We start from the raw sequence: 23,881 nt of genomic DNA on the forward strand, positions 1-23,881 counted from the left end.
AGCGTATGCTTGAACGTTCCTGAAGTCAGGGGGGGGCTTCGCCACATCCCAACAGCCGGTAAGCGGTGAAAAAATCCGCCAGAGAAGCACCTCTTTTGCGGACCATTACTCGCAGCCGCGCCTGTTTTGGCTGAGTCAAACGGAACATGAGCAAAACCATATTGTCGATGGATTCGGTTTCGAATTGGGTAAAGTCCAGCGTCCGTGGATTCGAAAACGCGTTGTTGATCAACTGTGCCACATCGACAGAGACCTGGCTAAACGGGTCGCGCAGCAATTGGGCATTTCGATCACGCCTGCGCAGCTTGCTTATCCCATCCCTCATCTTGCCAACGGGCTAGAGGCAGAACCTTCGCTCAGTATCTATGCCGAGAATGCGCGTGAGATAGTGCCAACTTATTGCCTCAAATCTCGCCGGATTGCACTGCTGGTGGCTGACGGTGTATGCGGCGATTCTGTTGCCAGCATCATTAGTGGCCTTCAACAACAGGGGATACACGCGAGTATGCTTTCGTCGCGATTGGGAACCGTTACCACGCTACAAGGCCATAGCCTTGAGGTTAACGGTACGTTTGACGGAAACCCTTCCGTACTGTTCGATGCCGCGATCGTTCCAGCCGGAAAAGAGGCTATCGCGACATTGATGCATAACGGCACGGCCAAATATTTTCTGATCCAAAGTTTTAAGCACCTCAAGGGGATTGGTCTGCAAGGAGAAGCGTCAGCGCTTTACTCCGCGTTATCGCTGCCTGCTCCCGATGAAGGCGTTATCGTCAATAACTCATCGCAACACCTCGTGGATGAACTCACTGCCGTTATGAAAAAACACTGTGTGTGGTCGAGGGAAAAGGCTGCCGCAGGTATCGCTGGTTAACGCTGATAAACTCACCTAACAGGAGTCGATTATGATGCACGACGAACTTCACTATTCTATGCCCCCGTATCCTGAACAAAGCCAGCTAGAGCCTGGTCTGGCGGGAAAAATGACCCCTCGACCCGACCACGGTGAAACCAGTTATCAGGGAAGAGGTCGCTTGGCGGGACACAAGGCTTTTATTACCGGCGGAGACTCGGGCATCGGCAGAGCCGTTGCCATTGCTTTCGCTCGTGAAGGCGCTGATGTGGTGATTAACTATCTCCCCGATGAACAGCAAGATGCCGATGAAGTTATCGCGCTTATCCGAGACGCGGGCCAAAAAGGTCACGGCATCGCTGGCGATCTGCGCGATGAAACGTTCTGTAAAACGCTCATTGATGAAGCGCACCGGTGCCTGGGTGGGCTGGATATTCTGGTTAACAATGCAGGGAAACAACAGTTTGTTGAATCCATCCTCGATCTCACGACTGAGCAGTTTGATGCCACGTTCAAAACCAATGTCTATGCCATGTTCTGGCTCTCGAAATATGCGCTGAATGTCATGGAACCGGGCGCATCGATTATCACTACGGCATCGGTACAGGCGTATGCGCCTTCTGCCGGACTGCTCGATTATGCACAGACTAAAGCCTGCAATGTGGCGTTTACCAAAGCGTTGGCGAAGCAGTTAGGGCCGAAGGGGATACGCGTCAATGACGTTGCGCCTGGTCCCTATTGGACGCCGCTGCAAGTTTGCGGTGGGCAGCCTAAACAGGCGCTACCTCAATTTGGCGCTGACAGCCCGCTGGGAAGATCCGGGCAACCCGCAGAGATCGCACCGCTTTACGTTACATTGGCTTCGAAAACCTGTAGCTACACCTCGGGGCAAGTGTGGTGCTCAGACGGTGGCACTGGAACACTTTAAGCGGCATACGTGTGAAAAAAAGGCCCAAAATTGGGCCTTAACAGTTAGTTAATCGCGATATCAAGGCGCAGGGATGGTAAATCGGCGATGAATTTCTTCCAGCTCAGCCAACAATTCGGGATTCAATTGAACCTCTAGGCTGGTAAGGTTAGCATGGTTGCACCCAAAATGGCACTGGCGACGAACAGCTGCTGACGCACAAACGCCAGCGCCATCTGTGCCGGATCCATTCCGTGACGTTGCGCAAGGGCCACATACTCGGCAATGGCTTGCTGCGTGTGCGGCGCACTGTAACGTACAAAGCGGCTGAACAGCGTATTGCGCGCACCAGCCGGTTGAGCGCCATGCAAATATTTCCCGGTTAATGTCCCAAAAGCGAGGGGGGAATAGGCTAACAGTTCCACGCCTTCGTGCTGGCTGATTTCAGCCAAACCAACCTCAAAGCTGCGGTTTAGCAGGCTGTACGGATTCTGGATGGAGACGATGCGCGGCAGGTTATGCTTTTCGGCCAGTTGCAGATAGCGCATCACGCCCCAAGGCGTTTCATTCGATACCCCGATATAGCGGATCTTGCCCGCACGCACCTGTTCTTCAAGTGCTTCCAGGGTTTCCAGCAGTGTCATATTGATAATTCAATTTACCGAAGCAGTTGGTCTGTCTCTGCGGCCAGTGCACCTGATAAAGATCGAGATAGTCGGTGTTAAGGCGCGCAAGACTGGCGTCCAGCGCGGCGCGGATATTTTTTCGGTCCAATGCCTGTTGCGGACGAATACCTGCGTCGCTGCCACGGCTCGGTCCGGCGACTTTACTCGCTAAAATCAGCTTTTCTCTGCCGCCACGTGAGGCTAACCAAGAGCCAATATAGCGTTCCGTTAGCCCCTGTGTTTCCGGTCGCGGTGGCACGGGGTACATCTCTGCGGTGTCAATCAGGTTAACGCCGGTTGCCACTGCGCGATCGAGCTGCGCGTGCGCCTCCGCTTCACTGTTTTGTTCACCAAACGTCATGGTGCCCAGACTGAGCACGCTGACTTCTAAAGCACTATGGGGAATACGGTGATAGAGCATTGCCAGCTTCCTTAATGTCTGAAAATCCCGGCGTCCTCATCCCTTACGCAAAGGGAAAAACCAGCGCCTGTTTCTGACTATAACCAAGCAATACTATGGGGGGAAGCATCTTTAATGGCTTCATGGTGTGAAGAAAAAGCGAAAGAGTCAGACGACACCTGCCGTTAACGCTGAACAATCTGGGAGATAATTTCATTATTGATCTGTCGCCATTGATCTGTCGCCACTGCCCATCTTCATCAAGAGAACTGAGCAGGCCGGTATCTTTATCCAACGCCGGTTTGTTTTTTTGTCAGCAACATCTGCCCTTCTTTCGTGGCAATGACATAGTTGTTGCTACACCCGCTAAGAAACAAGGCAAGAAGGCACAGTGTGATGGCTTTGTGTCGAATCATCATCAGGTAATCCACTCGAATAATAAAAAAACGGGTGATGGTCCTCTTTAGAACCTAATCTCTATCAAAAAAGATGAATATACAAGATGAGTCTAGCAAAGCGTAAAAGAGAAGAATGTAGGAATAATGGAAATAATCAGTGATTCACCAAAGGGTACAGCGGGCAGCCTGCGCTACCCGCCGAGGGAGTTACTCTGTGCTTGTCGCTTTTTTGCTGCGCATCAGATTCAGCGCTTCAACCGACATTGAGAAGAACATGGCGAAATAGATATAGTCTTTAGGAACGTGGACATCGACACTTTCCAGAATCAACGTAAAGCCCACCAGAATCAGGAAAGAGAGTGCCAGCATTTTCACCGACGGATGGCGATCGACAAATTCACCGATAGCGCGGGCTGAAAACATCATCACACCTACGGCAATCACTACGGCGGCCATCATGATAAACAGATGGTCGGAAAGGCCGACGGCGGTGATGGCGGAGTCGAGGCTGAAGATGATGTCCAACAGCATAATCTGCGCAATAGCCCCGAAAAAAGAATGCACTTGGCTGGCATGCGCTTCAGAGCCGCCCTCAATGGTCTCGTGAACCTCACGACTGGATTTCCAGATCAGGAACAATCCGCCGAAAAACAGGATCAGATCGCGGACGGAAATTTCATTATCCATCAGCGTAAACAGCGGGTTGGTAAGGCGAATAACCCAGGCGATCGAGGTGAGCAGGCCAAGGCGCATCAGCATGGCGCCCAGAAGCCCGATACGGCGCGCTTTATTTTGCTGTGCTTTGGGTAACTTGGCGACAACCAGAGAAAGGAAGATGATGTTGTCGATACCTAGTACGATCTCCAAAATGGTCAATGTGCCGAGCGCCAACCATGCATTCGGATCAACAATCCAATTAAACATTATATCAATCACACCTAAATTAAATATAAACGTAGATTATACGCCTTGCTTTCGGTTTTCTGGCAAGAAAAAACAATACGCATTCTCTCTGGCGTTTAAAGATGGAAGTGACGGGCTAACAACGGGCCGGTAAAGGTTTTCTTCAAATAGAAACCGCGTGGCAAGGTCATGATGGGCTGGCCAAACTCGCCGATCGCTTGTGTCAGTGCCTTGCTGTTGGCCGCTTTCGGTCGTAATTGTAGTACCTCGCCGTGACGTGCGGTGATGCTCTCCACTTTGCCGAGCACAATCAGATCCATCAGTTCTTCCCAATCCCGACGCAGCAGCATCTCTTCTTCGGGAGAGGGGCTCCAGATAAGCGGTGTACCGATATGGCGTTCGCCGAGAGGGATCTCGCGCGATCCCTCCACCGGAATCCAAAGTACCCGCGCCAGTTTATGCCGCACATGGCTGCTTTCCCAGGTGACACCACTGTTGCCGGTCAGCGGAGCAACCGACACAAAGGTGGTTTCGAGCGGTCTGCCCCGTTCATCAATAGGAATGGTCTTTAGCTCCACGCCAATATCCGGAAAATCTTGTTCGGGTTTACTGCCCGCGCTGGCACCGAGAAAGCGCTCTAGCAGCACGCCGATCCACCCCTTGTCGCGTTTGAGGTTGGCGGGCAGTGGCAGGTTGGCCAGCGCAGCAAGCTCCGCCAGCGTATAACCCGCAAGCGCCTGAGCGCGCTCAAGCAGCGTATATTCATCGGCGGGCGGTGTCGAAATCGGGTTGGGCATATTCACCTATGAAAACAGATCGTCAGGTTGTCTAAAAAAATACAGCGTTCATCAGGTTTTTCAACAGGGTGCTACCGTGCAGAAAGAAAAACAATAATGGTATGATTCATAGCGTGTTTTTTTTATTTCTCCGGCCAATGCTTCACGTCGGTTTTATCGTTGTTCAGGGATAGACACCGAAAATAAACAGGATCTTACACCAGGTTATCCACAGATTTTTGGGATAACCGGGATAAGTCATCACTACTGGTTTGATTTACATCCTTGACGTCACGGTTTTTTGCGATTTTTGTTATTTTATTATGCGATTCCTACGTTGCTTCTGTGGATAAAACCATCGTGGAGCAATCTTTCACCAATCTGTCGGGCGTCTGTTTTCTCCGCAGTTTATTTGCAGTGAATATGTCGTGGGTTAAATCTGTATTTTTTTGAAAATAAAGGAATATTTTTCTATTTATCCGCAGCGGCTTTAACGAGAAAGAAAAGGTTTTCCGCATGCTTTCATTTGGTTCTGCACAGTGATACCCACAAAAATAGTGAATAAAAGCGCTATGGCTGCTGCATGCTGTTTATAACTATTCCCCTTTCTGTGGGTTAGCGGCAGGTTATTCGTGGAATCAATGCTGTTAAGCAGGAGTTTACCGGCTGACGGGAGTGTGAAACAATCAGGTCATCTTTGCATTGAAAGTTTTCGAGGTAGTCCGGTGATCGATGATGATGGCTACCGCCCTAACGTTGGTATTGTAATCTGCAATCGGCTTGGCGAAGTGCTATGGGCTCGCCGTTACGGCCAGCACTCCTGGCAGTTCCCGCAAGGGGGCATTAACCCGGGAGAAAGCCCTGAACAGGCAATGTATCGCGAACTGTTTGAAGAAGTGGGACTCAGGAAAAAGGATGTCCGTATTCTGGCTTCAACCCGTAGCTGGTTACGTTACAAATTACCAAAACGTTTAGTGCGTTGGGATACAAAACCGGTTTGTATCGGTCAAAAGCAGAAGTGGTTTCTGCTACAGTTAATGTGCAACGAATCTGATATCAATATGCAAAGCAGCGGCACGCCGGAGTTCGATGGTTGGCGCTGGGTGAGTTACTGGTATCCTGTGCGTCAGGTGGTGTCGTTTAAACGCGACGTTTACCGTCGGGTGATGAAGGAATTTATCAACCCGGTTATACAACTGCAAGAGAACGCCGCGGCCAGGGCGCCTTCGGCGCCTCGACGCAAAAGAGGATAAGTCGCGCTCATCATGCTCACGCGTTTGCGAGAAATCGTTGAGAAAGGCGGCGGCATCGCGCTTAAATGACGCGCTGGATCTGTTGGTCAATGAGACCTGCCAGGCGATGGATACGGAAGTTTGTTCTATCAATCTGGCCGCCGCATTTTATTCTGGTGGCCGATGAACTGACGGCGACGCTGTTAGCGGATGTACCGCAAGACCGGCTGGCGGGTGTGGTCGTGCACGACGGTGCCGCCAACTCTCATGCGGCGATCATGGTGCGAGCGATGGGAATCCCCACCCTGATGGGCGCGGATATTCAGCCCAAATTATTGCACCAGCGCACCCTGATCATTGATGGCTATCGGGGCGAACTGTTGGTGGATCCCGAGCCGACACTGTTGCAAGAATACCAGCGCCTGTTAAGCGAAGATAATGCGCTGACGCGTTTGGCCGAAGACGATATGGAACGGCCTGCGGTGCTGAAAAGCGGTGAGCGCATGCAGGTGACGCTCAATGCGGGGCTCAGCGCCGAACATGAGCAGCGTTTTATCAATCAGGTTGACGGTGTGGGGCTGTACCGTACCGAAGTACCTTTTATGCTCCAGAGCAGCTTTCCGTCTGAAGATGAACAGATGGCGCAGTATCAGGGCATGTTGCAGCTTTACCCCTCGCGTCCGGTCGTGTTACGCACGTTGGATATCGGGGCCGACAAACAGCTTCCCTATTTGCCGATCAGTGAAGAAAACCCGTGTTTGGGTTGGCGCGGTATCCGCGTTACGCTCGATCAGCCGGAGATCTTCTTGATCCAGGTGCGGGCGATGCTGCGCGCCAACGCTGAAACGGGCAACTTGCGCATTTTATTGCCGATGGTCAGCAGTCTGGAAGAGGTGGACGAAGCGTGTCGCCTTATCGCTCAGGCAGCCGCTGAGGTGCGTGAGCTGGTAGGGCATGTCTTGCCGGAACCGCGCATCGGCGTGATGATTGAAGTCCCGTCTATGTTGTTCTTGCTGCCGCACCTGGCTTCTCGTATCGATTTTGTCTCGGTGGGCACTAACGATCTTACCCAATATTTGCTGGCAGTGGATCGCAACAACCCGCATGTGGCATCGCTCTACGACAGCCTGCACCCTTCCATGTTGCAGGCGCTGGCAGGTATTGCACGCGAGTGCCAACGCCTTGATCTTGAAGTCTCCGTATGCGGTGAAATGGCGGCTAGGCCATGGGAGCACTGGTGTTGACTGGGCTGGGCTATCGCACCTTCAGCATGAATGGCCGTAGCGTGGCACGAGTGAAATACTTGCTGCGCCAGCTGGTGCTGGCTGATGTGCAAGAGCTTACTCAGCGCCTTTTAGTGGCGCGTAGCGCCAGCGAAGTGCGCCAGTGGATTGCACTTTTCCTCGAAGAGCGTGGCCTGGGCGGGCTGGCACGCGGTGGGTGCTGATAAAATGTGTCAAAGATAACATCTTGTTTACATAACTTTTCCTGACCTTGCACGCTACGGAGCGGTTGCTCTGTGCTATCATGCGCAACCGCAGCCCGCACTTAAGGCTTTAATGCCGTGATTGCGCTGGCACACAAGATTTCCCCTTTCTCGACTTCCCGTTCGGCGGGATAAACAACGTCGTGAGATAAAACAACAAACAAGCATGTGGTGATCGATGACAACGAGTTACTTGGCGTTTCCTCAGTTTGATCCAGTGATTTTCTCCCTTGGACCCGTGTCACTCCATTGGTATGGACTGATGTACCTGGTGGGCTTTGTCTTTGCCATGTGGTTGGCGGTGCGCCGGGCGAATAAACCGGGCAGCGGCTGGACCAAAGAAGAAGTGGAAAACCTGCTGTATCTGGGGTTCCTGGGGGTGTTCGTGGGTGGACGTCTGGGATATGTTCTGTTCTACGCCTTCCCGTCGTTCATCAGCAATCCGCTCTATCTGTTTAAAGTGTGGGATGGCGGCATGTCGTTCCACGGTGGCTTGGTTGGGGTGATTTGCGTCATGCTGTGGTTTGCGCGTCGCACCAAGCGCCATTTCTTCCAGGTGGCCGATTTTATCGCGCCGCTGATTCCTTTTGGCCTGGGCGCTGGGCGTTTAGGGAACTTTATCAACGGCGAGCTGTGGGGACGCGTTACTACCGATACCCCGTGGGCGATGCTGTTTCCCGGTGCGCGCAGCGAAGATTTGATGCTGGCGGTGACAAACCCGCAGTGGCAGACGATTTTTAACCAATACGGCATGTTGCCGCGCCATCCGTCGCAGCTTTATCAGATGGCGCTGGAAGGTATCGCGCTGTTTATCCTGTTAAATTTATTTATTCGCAAACCACGCCCGATGGGCAGCGTTTCCGGCCTGTTTTTGATTGGCTACGGCGTGTTCCGCATTATCACGGAATTTTTCCGTCAGCCTGATGCCCAGCTTGGCCTGTTTGGCAATTTCATCAGTATGGGGCAGGTTCTGTCGCTGCCGATGGTGTTTGCCGGTATCCTGATGATGGTCTGGGCCTATCGCCGTCAGGCGCAAAAACAGTAAATGCTTGCCGTGAGCCGCTTCCTTGCTGAAATCAGCGGGAAGTTGCACGGTAATTTTTTTAATCGTGTAGTGAGGGTGACATGAAACAGTATCTGGAATTGATGCAGAAAGTGCTTGATGAGGGAACGCCGAAAGGAGACAGAACCGGCACCGGAACCTTATCGATTTTCGGCCACCAGATGCGTTTCAATCTGCAAGAAGGCTTTCCGCTGGTTACCACCAAGCGCTGCCATTTGCGCTCGATCATTCACGAACTGCTGTGGTTCCTCAAGGGCGATACTAACGTCGGCTATCTGCACGACAACAAAGTCAGCATTTGGGATGAATGGGCTGATGAAAACGGCGATCTTGGGCCCGTGTACGGCAAACAGTGGCGTGCCTGGGGTGCGGCGGATGGTCGCCAGATTGACCAACTGCAAACCGTGCTGCAACAGTTAAAGCAGGACCCTAATTCACGCCGTATCATTGTTTCGGCGTGGAACGTGGGGGAGCTGGATCGTATGGCGCTGGCGCCGTGCCATGCGTTCTTCCAGTTCTACGTGGCAGATGGCAAGCTTTCCTGCCAGCTTTACCAGCGCTCGTGTGATGTGTTCCTGGGGTTGCCGTTCAACATTGCCAGTTATGCACTGTTGGTGCATATGATGGCGCAGCAGTGCGACCTTGAAGTCAGCGATTTTGTCTGGACGGGGGGTGACACTCATCTGTACAACAATCACATGGAACAGACGCATCTGCAACTGAGCCGCGAGCCGAAAGCACTGCCGAAATTGATCATTAAACGCCGTCCGGCATCGCTGTTTGACTACCAGTTTGATGATTTCGACATTGAAGGTTACGATCCACATCCGGCTATCAAGGCTCCGGTGGCGATTTAATCCGCGATTCTGTGCTTATGCTATCAAGGCTGCTTCGGCAGCCTTTTTTACACTCTTTTTCCACACGAAAATTTCCTCAACCCGCGCTGCATCTGCGTTGTAACGCTGATGCGCCGAGCCCGTTTGGCTGCGAGCAGACAGGCATTTCCGCTTTTTTCTTGCCAGGACACTGCCCGAATCTGGCTACACCGCCGTCATGGATAAAAGCGCCTCTGTTTATGCAGGTTTTAGCCTGCCGGAATTGCTCATCGCACTGACGCTCATTGCCTTGTTATCCGCAGGAGGAATACAGGGTTGGACCGCCTATCAACAGGCTGTGCGCCCTTGAACATCAAACACAGTTAGTGATGCTCTTTCTACAACGCGTACAGGCTAATGCCTATTGGTATAACGACACGCGGACGGTGAACGTCATTCAAGCGGGGGAGGTATGGTGCCTGCGCGAAGGGGCGGGGGCTTCGTTGAACTGTCATGAGGGTACTGGCGGGCGTCTATTGCCCTCGGCCCATGATGTACATATTGCTGCGATGACGCGCCCGGCAATCACCTTTCATGGGTTGCGCAACACGGCTTAGGCAGGGAATCTGGTGTTAGAGAACGGTGCTGGTCGCCTGCGAATCGTGATATCGATCTGGGGGAGGATACGGTTATGCAGCGATACGCAGCCGGTCTTGGGCATTCCGCGGTGTTAAGCCGTAGAGTCGGTGGGTTTAGCCTGACGGAGGTGCTGTTGGCTATGCTGATTGGCTGCGTGCTGGTTATTGCATCCATGCAGCTTTACCCTACGCTGCACAGGCATAGCCAGAATACACTACGCCATTTCTGGCTTGAGCAGCGTTTCCATCAGGCGTTGTTTGCGCTGGAGAAAGATTTGCGCCGTTCGGGGTTTTGCGCCAGTAGCTGTTACGGCAATGTCGTAACGTTAGGGCAATTCCCCGGAGAAGCTGCCAACAGTTGTGCCATTGTCGCCTATGATTTTAACCGACGCGGAGGGGCCCCGCAGAGCCGGGAAACGTTCGGGTATCAGTTGCGCGCTGGGGCATGGGAAACGCAAGTCAGCATTGCCGATTGTTCGGGGGGCGGATGGGAGCGGCGGCTTGATCCTCAGGAAGTGACCGTAACGCGTTTCGAAGTGATCGCATGGCGCAATGCTGCCGGGCCGACGCTCTATGAGGTGCATCTGGCGGGACACTGGTTTCGTCGCCCTGATATTGTGCGCCATACGGTGCGCTGGATTGCGGGGCATAACGTATGAAACGCTGGCGTCAGCAGGGCAACGGCGCGCTCGTGATGGTGATGCTGCTGGCCGCAGTGGGGTTGCTGTTAATGACGGGCATGCAACGGCAGTTGGACAGTGCGCTGTATCTTACCCACGATGAACGCCGTTATTGGCAAACGCTGGTGCTGGCCGAATCGTCGCTACAATGGGGCATCGGACAGGTGTGGCTTATGGGTAACCGTTCCGACGAACAGTGTCTCAGCTATGCATCAGAAGGGTTGCGAGTATGTTTGCGGCAAGTGCCTGGTGAGCACTATAAGTTACTGCGAGGTGAGGGGCATCTTCCCCGCTCACCGTCGGTGATGGTGCTTTATCAACGCGTCGTGCCAATTGAGCCTGAAGGCGAGACCAGCCGGTTGAAGCCAATCGCAGGGGGGCTGGCTGGATTTTTGCCCCGAAAGACAGGAGGCAATTTGTGGTGGTTAGCCTGCGGATATCTTGTTGGCCGTGTCGTCAAAGACAACGGCAACGAGGGTTTGGTTTGGTGGAAACCGCCATCGCCGCTCTGCTTTTTGCCATATCGGTGTTAGGATTGCTGCAATATCATCAGCGGTTGCAGCAGGCCTTTGTACATCAATGGCAGCAACGACAGGCGTGGCATCTGGCATATCAGCAGCTTGCCATTTATGCTGGCGGTCAAGGTGGTGGGGCATCAGCGCTGCTTGAGCGCAATCTTTCGCCAGGATGGCACTTACATTTGACCGAGCAGCGCCAGTCGGCATCGTATTGGCGCGTTTCCTCAACGGTGACAACGCCGCAGCACTATCAGGCTCGCTTGCACCGTTGGTTTTGTTTTACCAGTGCGAACCGGCAGGCCGTGCGCGAAGACAATTTACGGTAGTCTGGTTGTGCGGGCACCGAAACGGGAATCATCATGTTCAGGGTTTATCACTCAAACCAGTTAGATATTTTGAAAACGCTGATGGTGACGCTGATATCGCGCCAACCATTACAGGATCCGTTTCAGCCCGAAACCATCCTGGTGCAAAGCCCTGGCATGGCGCAATGGTTACAGATCGAACTCGCAACGCACTTTGGTATTGCGGCCAACCTTAATTTTCCGTTGCCGGGTGTCTTCTTATGGGAGATGTGTCGGCGCGTGTTGCCTGATATCCCGTCGGAAAACACCTTCAGTAAAGAGGCGATGACCTGGAAGTTGATGCACATTCTGCCTCAGCAGCAGGATAACCCGGCGTTTTTGCCGTTGAGCCACTACTTGCAGGATGACGCCGATAAACGCAAACGGCATCAGTTAGCAGGACGAGTAGCAGATCTGTTCGATCAATACCTGATTTATCGACCTGAATGGATAAAACAGTGGCAAGCGGGCGCGCTGGTGGAAGGGCTGGGTGAGGCGCAGATCTGGCAGGCTGAGCTGTGGCGTGCGCTTTTGCAATACAGCGCGCAACTGGAACAGAAAGAGTGGCACCACGCTCGCCTCTATCAGCGTTTTATTGAGACGCTGGAGCAGGCCAATACCTGCCCGGAAGGGTTGCCGTCGCGCGTGTTTATCTGTGGTATTTCAGCGCTGCCGCCGGTTTATTTGCATGCGTTACGCGCATTGGCAAAGCATATTGATGTGCATCTGCTGTTCACGAATCTGTGCCGAGATTACTGGAGCGATATTCAGGATCGCCATTTTCTGGCGAAGCTGAAAAGTCGTCAGCGTCGTTTGCACAATGCCAGTCACGGCTCGGAGCATCAATTCCGTCCGCTCTTTCGCGATCCCACCAATGTGGATGCGCTATTCAACGACGAGGGCGAACAGCGCATTGTGAATCCGCTACTGGCAAGTTGGGGAAAACTGGGGCGCGACCATCTCTATCAGTTGGCGCAGATCGACGAGGTGGATGATATAGAAGCCTTTGTCGAGCTTGATGGAACAACGCTGTTACAGCAAGTGCAGCGCGATATTCTGGCGCTTGACGACGGCAGCGTCATTGCCAACAGCGCACAAGCGCAGGCTAGCAGTGAACGTAAGCGTCTGCTTACCCCTAATGATGCATCTCTCACCTTTCACGCCTGTCACAGCCCGCAGCGTGAAGTCGAAGTGCTGCACGACCAACTGTTGGCGATGATGGCGGAAGATGAAACGCTCACGCCGCGTGATGTTATCGTCATGATGGCGGACATTGATAGTTATACCCCCTTTATTCAGGCGGTGTTTGGTAATGCGCCGACATCGCGCTATTTGCCTTTTGCCATCTCCGATCAGCGTGCACGTCATGCTCACCCGGTGCTCCCTGCTTTTCTCAGCTTGCTGGCGTTGCCGCACAGTCGTTTTACCGCTGAGCAGGTGCTTTCGTTGCTTGAAGTGCCCGCGCTTTCCGCCCGTTTTGGTATTGATGAAGAAGGGCTGCGCCGTTTACGGCTATGGGTGATGGAATCCGGCGTGCGCTGGGGGCTCGATGATGATAACGTGCGCGACCTTGATTTGCCCGTCACCGGCCAGCACACCTGGCGTTTTGGCTTGACGCGCATGCTGCTGGGCTACGCGATGAACAGCAACACCGGAGCCTGGCAGGGCGTCTTGCCCTACGATGAATCGAGCGGGTTGATTGCCCAACTGGTGGGGCAACTGGCGGAGTTGTTGGCGCAGTTAAGCCAATGGCGTCAGCGTTTGCGAGTAGCTCGCACGCCAGCACAATGGCTGCCGCTGTGTCGGCAACTGTTGGACGATCTCTTTGTTGCGGATAGCGACAGCGACGCTGCGCTATCCCTGATAGAGCAGCAGTGGCAGGCGATGCTGGGGGCGGCAGTTGCCAACGCGTTTGACGAAGCGATCCCGGTGGCGTTGTTGCGCGATGATTTGGCACAGCGCTTGAACCGGGAAAAACTGAGTCAGCGTTTTCTCGCCGGAGCCATCAACTTCTGTACGCTGATGCCTATGCGATCCATTCCCTTCAAAGTGGTCTGTCTGCTGGGGATGAACGACGGTGTTTACCCGCGAACGTTGCCGCGGCTGGGGTTTGACCTGATGGCGCAAAAGGTGCAGCGCGGTGACCGCAGCCGCCGTGATGATGACCGCTATTTGTTTCTGGAGGCGCTAATCTCAGCGCAACAGCGGCTTTATATCAGTTACATTGGCCGTGCCATTCAGGATAACACGCAGCGTTACCCCTCCGTGTTGGTGAGCGAGTTGATGGAGTATTTGACTCAAAGCTATTATTTGCCAGGGGATGATGCGCAGGATCTGGATACCAGCGCTGCGCGCGTCTGTGCGCATCTGTGTCGCGAACATACGCGTATGCCGTTTGACAAGGATAACTTCCTTGAGCACGCTCAGCCATGCAGCTTTGCCAGCGAATGGCTGGCTGCCGCCGGGCGCACCGGGCTGCCGCAGCCGCCGTTTGATACGCCGCTGGACCCTGTCACTTATCACGATATTACGCTGGATGCGTTGAAACGTTTTTATCGTCACCCTGTCAAAACCTTCTTTCAGGCGCGTCTGGGCGTGAACTTTGTCGTGCAGAACGACGAACTGCTCGATGAAGAACCGTTCGCTCTGGATAACCTCAGCCGTTATCAGTTGAATGCACAACTGCTCAATACCCTGATTGCGCAAAGGGATGCAGATGAACTGCTACACCGCGCCCGCGCTGCGGGTGAACTTCCCTATGGCGCTTTTGGCGAGTTGTATTGGCAAAAGCAGCGTCAGGAGATGCAGGCACTGGCCGATAGCGTCAGCGCGGAGCGTGATGCCGCCGGGATGACTAGCCTGGAACTGGACATGACGTTGGGCGATGTTCGCCTCAGCGGCTGGGTGACGCAGGTGCAGCGTGATGGGCTGTTGCGCTGGCGACCGGCCCGATTGGGCATGAAAGATGGCGTTGCCCTGTGGTTGGATCACCTGGCGTATTGTCTGGCGGGAGGATCGGGAGAAAGCCGCATGTATGGCCGTGAAGAAACGGTCTGGCGCTTTGCTGCGGTTTCGGTTGAGGAAGCACAACGCCAGATGTGGCATATGATTGAAGGGTATCAACAAGGAATGAATGCCCCGCTATTATTACTGCATCAGAGCGGCGGGGCCTGGCTACAAGCGTGCTACGATGCATCAAGCGGCACGCTGAACGATGCACCCGATGTGGTGCAGAAAGCGTTGAACAAGCTGCAACAAAGCTGGGCTGGCAACGTGATGTCACCCGGCGAAGGCGAGGATTTCTATTTGCAGCGTATCGTGTCGGAACTGGATGAAGCCCGCATTGAGGCGATTGTTACAGCGGCAAAAACCTGGCTGTTGCCGATCCTGCGCGCCAATCAGGCATAAGCGAACGGATGTGATGGCAGTGAATCAAGAACGACGAGATTGACGTGAGAGAAAGGACGGTAATGAAGAGAGAATGGCGTAAACAATTTGCCTGTTGTGTCGGCATAATGCTGTTGCTGCTGAGCGGTTTGTCCTCAGCGTGGGCGCAAACCGCAGGGTGGCACCCTTTAGAGCAGGTTATTCGCAAGGGAGAAAACGATCCGCGTAATTATCAGGCGATCACTTTGGATAACGGCATGACGGTATTGCTGGTGTCCGATCCTCAGGCGACCCGTTCGTTGGCATCGCTGGCGCTGCCTATCGGTTCACTCGACGATCCCAACAGCCAATTGGGGCTGGCCCACTATCTGGAACACATGGTACTGATGGGCTCCAAACGCTATCCGCAGGCGGATGCGTTGGCCGAATTCCTGAAAAAACACGGTGGTAGCCACAATGCAAGTACCGCTCCGTATCGTACTGCCTATTATCTGGAAGTCGAAAATGCGGCGTTACAGCCCGCGCTCGATCGTCTGGCGGATGCCATCGCCAAGCCGTTGCTCGATCCGATCAATGCGGATCGCGAACGCAATGCGGTCAATGCTGAACTGACCATGGCGCGCTCGCGCGACGGACACCGTATGGTGCAGGTGGGTGCGGAAACGCTAAACCTGGCGCACCCGGCATCGCGTTTTTCCGGCGGGAATCTGGAAACACTTAAGGACAAGCCCGGCAGCAAGTTGCATAACGAACTGTTGGCGTTCTATCAGCGTTACTACTCGGCTAACCTGATGAAAGGGGTGATCTACAGCAACCAGCCCTTGCCGGAATTGGCGAAAATGGCGGTAGAGACCTTCGGACGGATTGCCAATCGTCAGGCCAAAGTGCCTGCCATTACGGTGCCGTCAGTGACGGACGATCGGCGCGGCATCATGATTCATTATGTGCCGGCGCAGCCGCGCAAGCAATTGCGTATTGAGTTTCGCGGCGATGTCATGGAACAGACCGATCCTACCAGTCAGGCATTCCGCAGCCAAACAAACACCTATATCAGCTATTTGATTGGCAACTGCAGCCAAAACACCTTGTCAGACTGGCTGCAAAAGCAAGGGTTGATTGAATCACTGGGAGCCGGATCGGATCCTATTCTCGATCGTAACGGTGGGCTGTTTGCCATCTCTGCCACCCTGACCGACAAAGGGCTTGAGCAGTATGACGTTGTGATTGCTGCTATCTTCCACTATCTGCAACTGTTGCAACAGGAAGGGATCCAGCAGCGCTATTTTGATGAAATTTCCCGTGTGATGGCGCTCGATTTCCGCTATCAGTCTGTTAAACGCGACATGGGCTATATCGAATGGCTGGTGGATACCATGCTGCGCGTGCCGGTCGAACATACGCTGGATACCGCGTACCTGGCCGATCGCTTTGATCCAGATGCAATTAAGCAGCGTTTGGCCAGCATGACGCCAGAACGTGCGCGTATCTGGCTGATCAGCCCTGATGCACCCCATAACAAACAGGCTTATTTTGTCAATGCGCCGTATCAGGTGGATAAAATAGCCCCGATGCAGTTTACGCGCTGGCAAGCGCTTGGCGAGAAGATGGCGCTCACGTTGCCGACGCCAAACCCGTATATTCCGACAGATTTTTCTCTGATCAAACGCGGTGAAGCACAGAACTACCCGAAAATGATGCAGCAGCAGCCGGGGTTGCGTGTGCTCTACATGCCGAGCCGCTATTTTGCCGATGCACCGAAAGCTAACGTTACGGTACTACTGCGTAATCCGGTGGCGCAGGATACAGCACGTCATCAAGTGATGTTCCTGCTCAATGACTATCTGGCTGGTTTAGCGCTGGATGAGTTGAGTTATCAAGCCTCTGTTGGCGGTATTAGCTTCTCCACCCGAGGGAATGATGGGCTAACCATAAACGCCAATGGTTATACGCAACACTTGCCTAAACTCATGCTGGCGCTGGTTGAGGGGTATGCAACCTATACGGCAACGCCAGCACAGCTGGAGCAGGCAAAGTCCTGGTATATTCAGCAGTTGGAGTCAGCTGAAAATGCCAAAGCCTATGAACAAGCACTGGAACCGATTCAGGCGCTCTCCTCTCTACCCTATACTGAGCGGGAAGAGCGACGCGCTCTGCTTAAAGATATTACGCTGGACGATGTTATGGCCTTCCGTGATGCGCTGTTGCGTGATGCCGCACCGGAAATGCTGGCAGTAGGCAACCTTACCGAAAGTCAGGTAACGAAACTGGCGCAGGATATCAAAGCGCGTCTGGCCTGTTCGGGGCAAACCTGGTGGCGTAGCCCGAATGTCGAGGTGGCATGTACTCAGCTCGCCAACCTGCAACGTGCGGGGAGCAGCTCCGATTCTGCGCTGGCAGCGGTGTATATTCCGACCGGTTACGGTGAAGTGCAGGGCATGGCGTACAGCTCTTTGCTCAACCAGATCATTCAGCCCTGGTTTTACAACCAATTGAGAACCGAAGAGCAGTTAGGCTATGCGGTGTTCTCCTTCCCGACCATTGTTGGCCGCCAATTTGGTATCGGGTTCTTGCTGCAAAGCAACAGCCAACAGCCCGCTTACCTGTACCAGCGTTATCTGGATTTCTTCCAGAAAGCCAAGTCGCGTCTGCGTGCCATCAAAGCCGATGAGTTTGAGCAATACAAGCAGGCGTTGATTACCGAACTGAGCCAGCGCCCACAAACGCTGAGCGAAGAGGTTGGCCGGTTGCGTAACGATCTCGATCGCGAAAACTTTGCCTTCAACACCCGTGAAAAACTGATTGAGGCGCTTAAACCGCTGACGGTAGATCAACTGGCGCGCTTCTTTGAACAAGCGTTGGCGCCGCAAGGGCTGACCGTGATTTCGCAAATTTCGGGCAGCCACCACGGTAAAGCCGATTACGCGGCGCCGAAAGACTGGACGCTTTACCCCAATGCATCAACGCTGCAACAGACGCTGCCGGTGAAACAGCGCGCAGTCGAAAAACCGCGTAGCGGCGTGCTGTCAGCCGAAAAAGTCTCTGCGGTTGACAAGGCCTCTGTGGTAGGGAAGGTCGCTCCATGAGTCAGGATACGCCGCGTACCCTTGATGTACTTACGCTTCCCCTGTTTGGGGAGCGGTTGATAGAGGCCTCAGCCGGTACGGGAAAAACCTATACGCTGGCGGGGCTCTATCTGCGCCTGTTATTAGGGCTGGGAGGCGAGGCGGCGTATCCTAAACCACTGTTGGTGGAAGAGATCCTGGTGGTAACCTTTACGGAGGCGGCCACTGAAGAGCTACGCAAGCGAATTCGTTCCAATATTCATGCATTGCGCCTGGCTTGTCTGTGTGGCGAAAGTGAAAATGATCTTTTTACTGCACTGTTGGCGCAACTGCCGGATAAACAGTTGGCGGCACAGACATTGCTCGATGCTGAGCGACAAATGGATGAAGCAGCCATCTACACCATCCACGGTTTTTGTCAGCGCATGCTGGGCAGTCATGCCTTTGAATCGGGGGCGTTGTTCGATCAGGAACTGATCGAGGACGAACAGCTTCTCACCCGGCAAGCCTGCGCTGATTTTTGGCGGCGTTACTGTTATCCATTACCGTTCGATGTGGTGAGCGTCATTGGCCAACTCTGGAATGGGCCGGATGCGCTACAACGCGAGCTTGCTCCCTATTTACAGGGCGAAGCGCCACAACTGCATAATCCCCCTGCACCGGACGAGACGCTGTTACAGCGCCATCAGCAGATCCTGGCGCGTATTGATGATATCAAGCAGCAGTGGCGGCAGGTGGCAGCGCAGGTGGAGAAGTGCATTCTCGAATCGGATGTGGACAAGCGCAGCTACAGCAGCCGTTTTTTACCCGGCTGGGTTGAAAGCGTAAGCCTCTGGGCCGAAGCGGAAACCACTGACTATGCCTTGCCAAAAGCGCTGGAGCGGTTTGCACAATCCAGGTTAAACGAGAAAACCAAAAAGGGTGCACCGCCGGTGCTCCCGGTGTTTTCTGCCATTGAAACGCTGCTTTCAGCATCGCTGTCGCTGCGCGATATTGTTATCAATCGGGCGTTGCATGACATTCGCGCGACGGTGCGCAGCGAGAAAGTGCGCCGTGCCGCATTGGGATTTGACGATCTGCTGAGCCGTCTGGATGAGGCGCTGCGTCAGCCGCTAGGTGAGCAACTGGCGGCTGCAATACGTCAGCGTCATCCGGTGGCGATGATCGATGAATTTCAGGATACCGATCCACAACAGTACCGTATTTTCCGCGCCATCTACGGTGAGCAATCTGACAGCGGCATGTTGCTGATCGGTGACCCTAAACAGGCTATCTACGCTTTTCGCGGCGCGGATATTTTCACTTATATGCAGGCGCGTGCCGATGTCAAGGCGCACTACACGCTGGAAACCAACTGGCGCTCTTCCCATGACATGGTGAGCGGTGTCAATTGCCTGTTTCAGTGCGTCGAAAATCCGTTTATTTTTTCGGCGATTCCCTTTTTGCCGGTCAAGCCTGCGCCCGGCAAAAAGGGGCTGCGTTTCGAGATGGAAGGCGTGTTGCAGCCCGCACTACAATTTTGTCTGTCGGGAACGGCGGTGCTGGGGGCGGGGGAGTACCAACAACTGATGGCGCAGCAGTGCGCCATTCAAATTCGCGACTGGTTGCAAGCGGGTCAACGTCATGCCGCCTGGCTGGATAATGGCCGTACGCGCCGTCCGGTGCAGGCATCTGATGTTTGTATACTCGTGCGCAGCCGCCATGAAGCGGCGCTGGTGCGTGATGCGCTGCGCCGTCTTGCCATTCCTTCTGTCTATCTTTCCAATCGTGACAGTGTTTTCACCACGCCTGAAGCGCGTGAGGTGCTGTGGCTGTTGCAGGCAGTGTTGGCTCCCGAGCAGGAACGCACGTTACGCAGCGCATTGGCGACTTCATTGCTGGGGTTTAGCGCGCAACAGATTGATGCGTTAAACCAGAGTGAGGCAGAGTGGGATGCACAAGTTGATACCTTTGCCGAGTTTCGCCAGCTGTGGCAGCTGCGTGGGGTGTTGCCGATGCTGCGATCGCTCATGTCGCATTACCGTTTGGCGGAAAATCTGCTGGCTAGCCGCGAAGGCGAACGTCGGTTGACCGATTTTTTGCATCTGGGTGAGCTATTGCAGCACGCTGCGGCTACGCTTGAAAGCGAGCATGCGCTGGTACGCTGGCTGTCACAGCAGATTTTGCAGCCCAACCCGCAGGCGGAAAATCAGCAGTTGCGCTTAGAGAGCGATCGCCATCTGGTACAAATTGTCACTATCCATAAATCCAAAGGGCTGGAATATCCGCTGGTCTGGTTGCCGTTTATTTGCCATTTTCGCCCTCAGCCTGAGGGGGTCTACCATGACAGGCACACCTTTCAGGCGTTGCTCGACGTCAACAACGGGGAAGAAAGCCAACAACTGGCAGAAGAAGAGCGATTGGCGGAAGATCTACGGCTGCTGTACGTGGCGCTGACGCGTTCGATTTACCACTGTAGCGTCGGAGTGGCTCCTTTACAGCGAACCCGGCGCAAAAGTGAAACGACTGGCATGCATCTCAACGCGCTCGGCTATTTACTGCAACGTGGCAAGGAGGCGGGTGCCGATACGCTGGTCGCTGCACTGCATGCGCTAGAAAATGAAGGTGTTGCGGTGCATGAAGTGCGGGAGTGGGATGGTATTCCCTGGCAGGAAGCGGCGGGCAAGCCTGCTGTGCTGCGTGCCAGTGAGTGTGAGCGCCTGCTTACCGATAACTGGCGGGTGACCAGCTATTCAGGTTTACAGCAGCATGGCTCTCAACAACATCCTCTACAACTGGGTGCGGCAATGGCGCAAGAGCTGTTTCCACGACTGGACGTTGATGCCGCTTTGGACCCGCGCACCCCTGTATCTGAAGAGTGTGAGCAAGCGCTCACCCCCCACACTTTCCCCAAAGGCGCAGGGCCGGGAACTTTTCTGCATAGCCTGTTTGAAACATTGGATTTTACCCAACCTGTCAGCGTTGACTGGCTGGAAGAGAGGTTGGCAGAGCACGGCATGGCAAGTGAGTGGGCACCTACATTACAGGCGTGGTTCACAGCCCTGCTGCATGCACCGCTGAATGTGGATATGCCCGTGTCTGGTGCGCCGCTCACGTTGGCAAGCGTGCCCGAGCAACAGCGCATGGAGGAACTGGCGTTTTATCTGCCGATTGACGCCCCGCTACAGGCGCCAGCGCTGGATAACCTGGCGAAGCGCTACGATCCTCTGTCAGCAAACTGCCCGCCGCTCTCATTTCAACAGGTTCAGGGAATGCTGAAAGGCTTTATCGATCTGGTGTTTTGCTGGCAGGGGAGTTATTACCTACTGGATTATAAGTCTAACTGGCTGGGAGAAACGGCCAGTGCCTACACGCAGCCTGCCATGCAAGCGGCAATGATGGCGCACCGCTATGATTTGCAGTATCAGCTTTATACGCTGGCTCTGCATCGCTATCTACGCCATCGGGTGCCGGATTATGACTACGATCGCCACATTGGTGGCGCTATCTACCTGTTTTTGCGCGGTGTCGATCCCGCACTTCCAACGAATGGTATTTTTACCCAGAGCCTGCCGCGGGATTTTGTTGAGCACCTCGATCGCTTGTTCAGCGGTAAAGTGGCACTGTCAGGAGAACGCCTATGATGGCCTTGCTGGCGACAGCGCTGGAGCGCCAACTGCTGCGCCCGCTGGATGTACAGTTTGCGCGTATGCTGGCCGATGGGCAGCCGCCGCCGGCGCAGCTGGCGGCGGCGTTAGTGAGTGCGGCGGCGGGAGCGGGCCACGTCTGTTTGCCATTGGCGGAATTGCAACCTGATGCCCTGTTTGATGGGCGCGACCCGGCACTGGCGCATGCGCTGTGGGAGCGCGCAGGGCTGCCGGATATGGCGGCGTGGCAGCAAATCCTGCTGGCTTCGCCCGCCGTAAGCGATGGTCGTGAGGCTACGCCCCTGGTGTTGCAGCACCAACGGCTTTATTTGCAACGCAATTGGCTGAGCGAAGTTCAGGTGGCGGCCTTTTTTACCGAGAGTAATACCGTTGATACTTCTTATCCGCCGCTCGCAGTGCGTAATGTGTTGGACCGCCTGTTTTCTCCACCAGAAGCCGACGTTGATTGGCAAAAAGTGGCTGCTGCGGTAGCGCTGACACGTCGGGTTTCGGTGATTTCTGGCGGGCCGGGTACGGGCAAAACCACAACGGTAGCCAAACTGCTGGCAGCCATGCTGTTGCTGCACCAGGGGAATAAACCCCTGCGTATTCAACTGGCAGCCCCGAATGGGAAAGCCGCTGCGCGACTCACGGAATCGCTGCGTAGCGCGTTAAGCAAACTGCCGTTGGAAGATACACAGCAGCATCCTTTACCGCGAGAAGCAACCACGTTGCACCGTCTGCTGGGGGCGGTTCCTGACAGCCAACGGCTACGTTATCACCAAGACAACCCGCTCCATCTTGATGTGCTGGTGGTGGATGAAGCCTCTATGGTGGATCTGCCGATGATGGCGAACTTGGTGTTGGCACTGCCTGCCGCAGCGCGGGTGATTTTCCTTGGCGATCGCGATCAATTAGCTTCCGTTGAGGCGGGTGCCGTATTGGGAGATATCTGTCGTTTTGCCGCGCAGGGATACAGCGTGCAACGGGCTGAGGCGCTGTATCAACTGACGGGCTATCGCTTGGCGGCGTCATCTGAGGCCAGTTCTGCGGTGGCGGACAGTTTGTGCCTGTTACAAAAGAGCTATCGTTTCGATCAGTACTCAGGGATTGGCATACTGGCGCGGGCTGTGAACGGTGGTGATGAACGTCAGGTGCGGCGCGTGCTACAGGACGAACATGAAGATCTGCACAGCCTGCCGCTGATGCAGGAAGAGGATTACCAGCAGATGTTGGCGCATTGTGTGGCGGGATATAGTGATTATCTGCATGCGGTAGCGCAGGGGCAGGATGCGGCACAGGTGTTGGCGGCGTTTCAACGTTTTCGATTGCTGTGCGCGTTGCGTGACGGGCCGTTTGGCGTCGCCGGTTTGAATGTGCGTATTGAGCAGGCGCTGCAACAGGCAGGGCTGATTCGTCGCAGCCGTAATCCGGCTAATCCTTGGTATTCCGGGCGTCCGGTGATGATCGCACGTAATGATACGCTGCTTGGCGTGTTTAATGGCGATATCGGGATTGCCATGCCAAATGAGGCGGGTGAACTGCGCGTTTACTTCCAACTGCCTGATGGCCAGATGAAGCCGGTCAGCCCGAGCCGCTTGCCGCCTCATGAAACTGCCTACGCCATGACCGTGCACAAATCTCAAGGGTCGGAGTTCAATCATACCGCACTGGTGTTGCCGAACGGATTTTTGCCGGTGCTGACGCGCGAATTAGTGTACACCGCTGTCACGCGCGCGCGTAATCAACTGTCGCTCTACGCGGAGATGAGCATCTTATGTCGCGCGGTGAAAACGCCAACGCGTCGCTACAGCGGGCTGGAAACACGCATCCTTTCCGGTGCCTGAAACGCTAGAATCCAACTCAACCGGCGTTGGCGGGCTGTGAAGCATCAGCTTTCCCTGCTTTGTTATGCGAAAAGTAGCGGAATAGCGTGTTTTGGTGCTGCCTGCGATCAGGTTATCCGCTTCGCTAAACGCAAAACGTAGCGATGCATTGCTGGCCCAAGGCGCAAGTTGGGTTAAGCGGTAGGTGAAATAGACGGCGCTCATTCCCTGTGCGATAGACTCAATATTAATGATTTGGTCAAGCTCCACGCGTCCAAAACAGAGATCGCCAGCGGTGCGCC

At 54.4% G+C, this 23,881-nt stretch carries 19 protein-coding genes and 2 pseudogenes; 15 read left to right on the forward strand and 6 right to left on the reverse strand.

The genetic code is table 11. From position 1 onward, the window contains the following. Positions 1 to 73: 73 nt before the first annotated feature. Together ACMZI0_RS17290 and ACMZI0_RS17295 are read left to right on the forward strand one after the other, a co-directional pair. The gene (locus tag ACMZI0_RS17290) at positions 74 to 874 is read left to right on the forward strand and encodes a catalase-related domain-containing protein (RefSeq protein ID WP_415673985.1); all 801 of its coding nucleotides are present in this window, start codon (positions 74 to 76) and stop codon (positions 872 to 874) included. A 31-nt stretch (positions 875 to 905) separates the two neighbouring features. Next, positions 906 to 1,781: an SDR family oxidoreductase gene (locus ACMZI0_RS17295; RefSeq protein ID WP_415673874.1), complete on the forward strand. Its 876-nt coding sequence runs from the start codon at positions 906 to 908 to the stop codon at positions 1,779 to 1,781. Between the two features lie 60 nt (positions 1,782 to 1,841). Here the strand turns inward: ACMZI0_RS17295 and ACMZI0_RS17300 are convergent. The 5 genes and pseudogenes from ACMZI0_RS17300 to mutH form a co-directional block, all read right to left on the reverse strand. After that, positions 1,842 to 2,846, reverse strand: a pseudogene (locus ACMZI0_RS17300) (NADP(H)-dependent aldo-keto reductase). Positions 2,847 to 2,889: 43 nt separating this feature from the next. Continuing rightward, positions 2,890 to 3,120 (reverse strand): hypothetical protein, encoded by a 231-nt coding sequence (locus ACMZI0_RS17305; protein ID WP_415673875.1) that lies wholly within the window; start codon positions 3,118 to 3,120, stop codon positions 2,890 to 2,892. Continuing rightward, a complete protein-coding gene (locus tag ACMZI0_RS17310) occupies positions 3,113 to 3,244 on the reverse strand; it encodes a hypothetical protein (protein ID WP_415673876.1) in 132 nt (43 codons plus the stop codon). Before ACMZI0_RS17310 ends, ACMZI0_RS17305 begins: the two co-directional genes overlap by 8 nt. A gap of 186 nt (positions 3,245 to 3,430) precedes the next feature. Further along, entirely contained in the window at positions 3,431 to 4,147 is a 717-nt protein-coding gene (locus tag ACMZI0_RS17315; RefSeq protein WP_415673877.1) for a TerC family protein, read from the reverse strand. 95 nt (positions 4,148 to 4,242) lie between these two features. Next, the gene (mutH, locus tag ACMZI0_RS17320; RefSeq protein WP_415673878.1) at positions 4,243 to 4,923 is read right to left on the reverse strand and encodes a DNA mismatch repair endonuclease MutH; all 681 of its coding nucleotides are present in this window, start codon (positions 4,921 to 4,923) and stop codon (positions 4,243 to 4,245) included. Between the two features lie 704 nt (positions 4,924 to 5,627). Between mutH and rppH the strand changes: the two genes are divergently transcribed. The 13 genes and pseudogenes from rppH to recD all read left to right on the forward strand — a co-directional run bounded on the left by rppH (position 5,628) and on the right by recD (position 23,600). Further along, positions 5,628 to 6,155 carry an RNA pyrophosphohydrolase gene (gene rppH / locus ACMZI0_RS17325; protein ID WP_415673879.1) on the forward strand — a complete coding sequence of 176 codons (528 nt, stop codon included), beginning with the start codon at positions 5,628 to 5,630 and terminating at the stop codon, positions 6,153 to 6,155. A 128-nt stretch (positions 6,156 to 6,283) separates the two neighbouring features. Beyond that, positions 6,284 to 7,581: pseudogene (gene ptsP, locus ACMZI0_RS17330) on the forward strand (phosphoenolpyruvate--protein phosphotransferase); the annotation flags it as partial. Between the two features lie 217 nt (positions 7,582 to 7,798). Next, positions 7,799 to 8,665 (forward strand): prolipoprotein diacylglyceryl transferase, encoded by an 867-nt coding sequence (lgt, locus tag ACMZI0_RS17335; protein WP_415673880.1) that lies wholly within the window; start codon positions 7,799 to 7,801, stop codon positions 8,663 to 8,665. 80 nt (positions 8,666 to 8,745) lie between these two features. After that, positions 8,746 to 9,540 (forward strand): thymidylate synthase, encoded by a 795-nt coding sequence (gene thyA / locus ACMZI0_RS17340; protein ID WP_415673881.1) that lies wholly within the window; start codon positions 8,746 to 8,748, stop codon positions 9,538 to 9,540. Between the two features lie 196 nt (positions 9,541 to 9,736). Further along, complete coding sequence (locus ACMZI0_RS17345; protein WP_415673882.1) at positions 9,737 to 9,868, forward strand: prepilin-type N-terminal cleavage/methylation domain-containing protein; 132 nt, start codon at positions 9,737 to 9,739, stop codon at positions 9,866 to 9,868. A gap of 19 nt (positions 9,869 to 9,887) precedes the next feature. Next, positions 9,888 to 10,115 (forward strand): hypothetical protein, encoded by a 228-nt coding sequence (locus ACMZI0_RS17350; protein WP_415673883.1) that lies wholly within the window; start codon positions 9,888 to 9,890, stop codon positions 10,113 to 10,115. A gap of 74 nt (positions 10,116 to 10,189) precedes the next feature. Continuing rightward, complete coding sequence (locus ACMZI0_RS17355; RefSeq protein WP_415673884.1) at positions 10,190 to 10,795, forward strand: prepilin peptidase-dependent protein; 606 nt, start codon at positions 10,190 to 10,192, stop codon at positions 10,793 to 10,795. Then, the gene (locus ACMZI0_RS17360; RefSeq protein WP_415673885.1) at positions 10,792 to 11,349 is read left to right on the forward strand and encodes a YgdB family protein; all 558 of its coding nucleotides are present in this window, start codon (positions 10,792 to 10,794) and stop codon (positions 11,347 to 11,349) included. Before ACMZI0_RS17355 ends, ACMZI0_RS17360 begins: the two co-directional genes overlap by 4 nt. Next, positions 11,304 to 11,660 carry a prepilin-type N-terminal cleavage/methylation domain-containing protein gene (locus ACMZI0_RS17365; RefSeq protein WP_415673886.1) on the forward strand — a complete coding sequence of 119 codons (357 nt, stop codon included), beginning with the start codon at positions 11,304 to 11,306 and terminating at the stop codon, positions 11,658 to 11,660. Before ACMZI0_RS17360 ends, ACMZI0_RS17365 begins: the two co-directional genes overlap by 46 nt. Positions 11,661 to 11,693: 33 nt before the next feature. After that, positions 11,694 to 15,086 carry an exodeoxyribonuclease V subunit gamma gene (gene recC / locus ACMZI0_RS17370; protein ID WP_415673887.1) on the forward strand — a complete coding sequence of 1,131 codons (3,393 nt, stop codon included), beginning with the start codon at positions 11,694 to 11,696 and terminating at the stop codon, positions 15,084 to 15,086. A gap of 62 nt (positions 15,087 to 15,148) precedes the next feature. Then, positions 15,149 to 18,148 (forward strand): pitrilysin, encoded by a 3,000-nt coding sequence (gene ptrA, locus ACMZI0_RS17375; RefSeq protein ID WP_415673888.1) that lies wholly within the window; start codon positions 15,149 to 15,151, stop codon positions 18,146 to 18,148. Then, the gene (gene recB, locus ACMZI0_RS17380; RefSeq protein WP_415673889.1) at positions 18,145 to 21,750 is read left to right on the forward strand and encodes an exodeoxyribonuclease V subunit beta; all 3,606 of its coding nucleotides are present in this window, start codon (positions 18,145 to 18,147) and stop codon (positions 21,748 to 21,750) included. Before ptrA ends, recB begins: the two co-directional genes overlap by 4 nt. After that, positions 21,747 to 23,600, forward strand: coding sequence for an exodeoxyribonuclease V subunit alpha (gene recD, locus ACMZI0_RS17385; protein ID WP_415673890.1), 1,854 nt, complete (start codon positions 21,747 to 21,749; stop codon positions 23,598 to 23,600). The genes recB and recD overlap by 4 nt, the downstream gene beginning before the upstream one ends. Here the strand turns inward: recD and ACMZI0_RS17390 are convergent. Continuing rightward, positions 23,529 to 23,849: a hypothetical protein gene (locus ACMZI0_RS17390; protein ID WP_415673891.1), complete on the reverse strand. Its 321-nt coding sequence runs from the start codon at positions 23,847 to 23,849 to the stop codon at positions 23,529 to 23,531. The genes recD and ACMZI0_RS17390 overlap by 72 nt on opposite strands. Between the last annotated feature and the right edge of the window lie 32 nt (positions 23,850 to 23,881).

Source organism: Symbiopectobacterium sp. (genome assembly GCF_047692315.1).
GTDB lineage: Bacteria > Pseudomonadota > Gammaproteobacteria > Enterobacterales > Enterobacteriaceae > Symbiopectobacterium.

Coding starts and splice junctions, on each gene's coding strand:
- ACMZI0_RS17295 (WP_415673874.1), top strand. CDS start 906: ATGATGCACGACGAACTTCACTATTCTATGCCCCCGTATCCTGAACAA.
- ACMZI0_RS17310 (WP_415673876.1), bottom strand. CDS start 3,244: ATGATGATTCGACACAAAGCCATCACACTGTGCCTTCTTGCCTTGTTT.
- ACMZI0_RS17315 (WP_415673877.1), bottom strand. CDS start 4,147: ATGTTTAATTGGATTGTTGATCCGAATGCATGGTTGGCGCTCGGCACA.
- mutH (WP_415673878.1), bottom strand. CDS start 4,923: ATGCCCAACCCGATTTCGACACCGCCCGCCGATGAATATACGCTGCTT.
- lgt (WP_415673880.1), top strand. CDS start 7,799: ATGACAACGAGTTACTTGGCGTTTCCTCAGTTTGATCCAGTGATTTTC.
- thyA (WP_415673881.1), top strand. CDS start 8,746: ATGAAACAGTATCTGGAATTGATGCAGAAAGTGCTTGATGAGGGAACG.
- ACMZI0_RS17345 (WP_415673882.1), top strand. CDS start 9,737: ATGGATAAAAGCGCCTCTGTTTATGCAGGTTTTAGCCTGCCGGAATTG.
- ACMZI0_RS17350 (WP_415673883.1), top strand. CDS start 9,888: ATGCTCTTTCTACAACGCGTACAGGCTAATGCCTATTGGTATAACGAC.
- ACMZI0_RS17355 (WP_415673884.1), top strand. CDS start 10,190: ATGCAGCGATACGCAGCCGGTCTTGGGCATTCCGCGGTGTTAAGCCGT.
- ACMZI0_RS17360 (WP_415673885.1), top strand. CDS start 10,792: ATGAAACGCTGGCGTCAGCAGGGCAACGGCGCGCTCGTGATGGTGATG.
- recC (WP_415673887.1), top strand. CDS start 11,694: ATGTTCAGGGTTTATCACTCAAACCAGTTAGATATTTTGAAAACGCTG.
- ptrA (WP_415673888.1), top strand. CDS start 15,149: ATGAAGAGAGAATGGCGTAAACAATTTGCCTGTTGTGTCGGCATAATG.
- recB (WP_415673889.1), top strand. CDS start 18,145: ATGAGTCAGGATACGCCGCGTACCCTTGATGTACTTACGCTTCCCCTG.
- recD (WP_415673890.1), top strand. CDS start 21,747: ATGATGGCCTTGCTGGCGACAGCGCTGGAGCGCCAACTGCTGCGCCCG.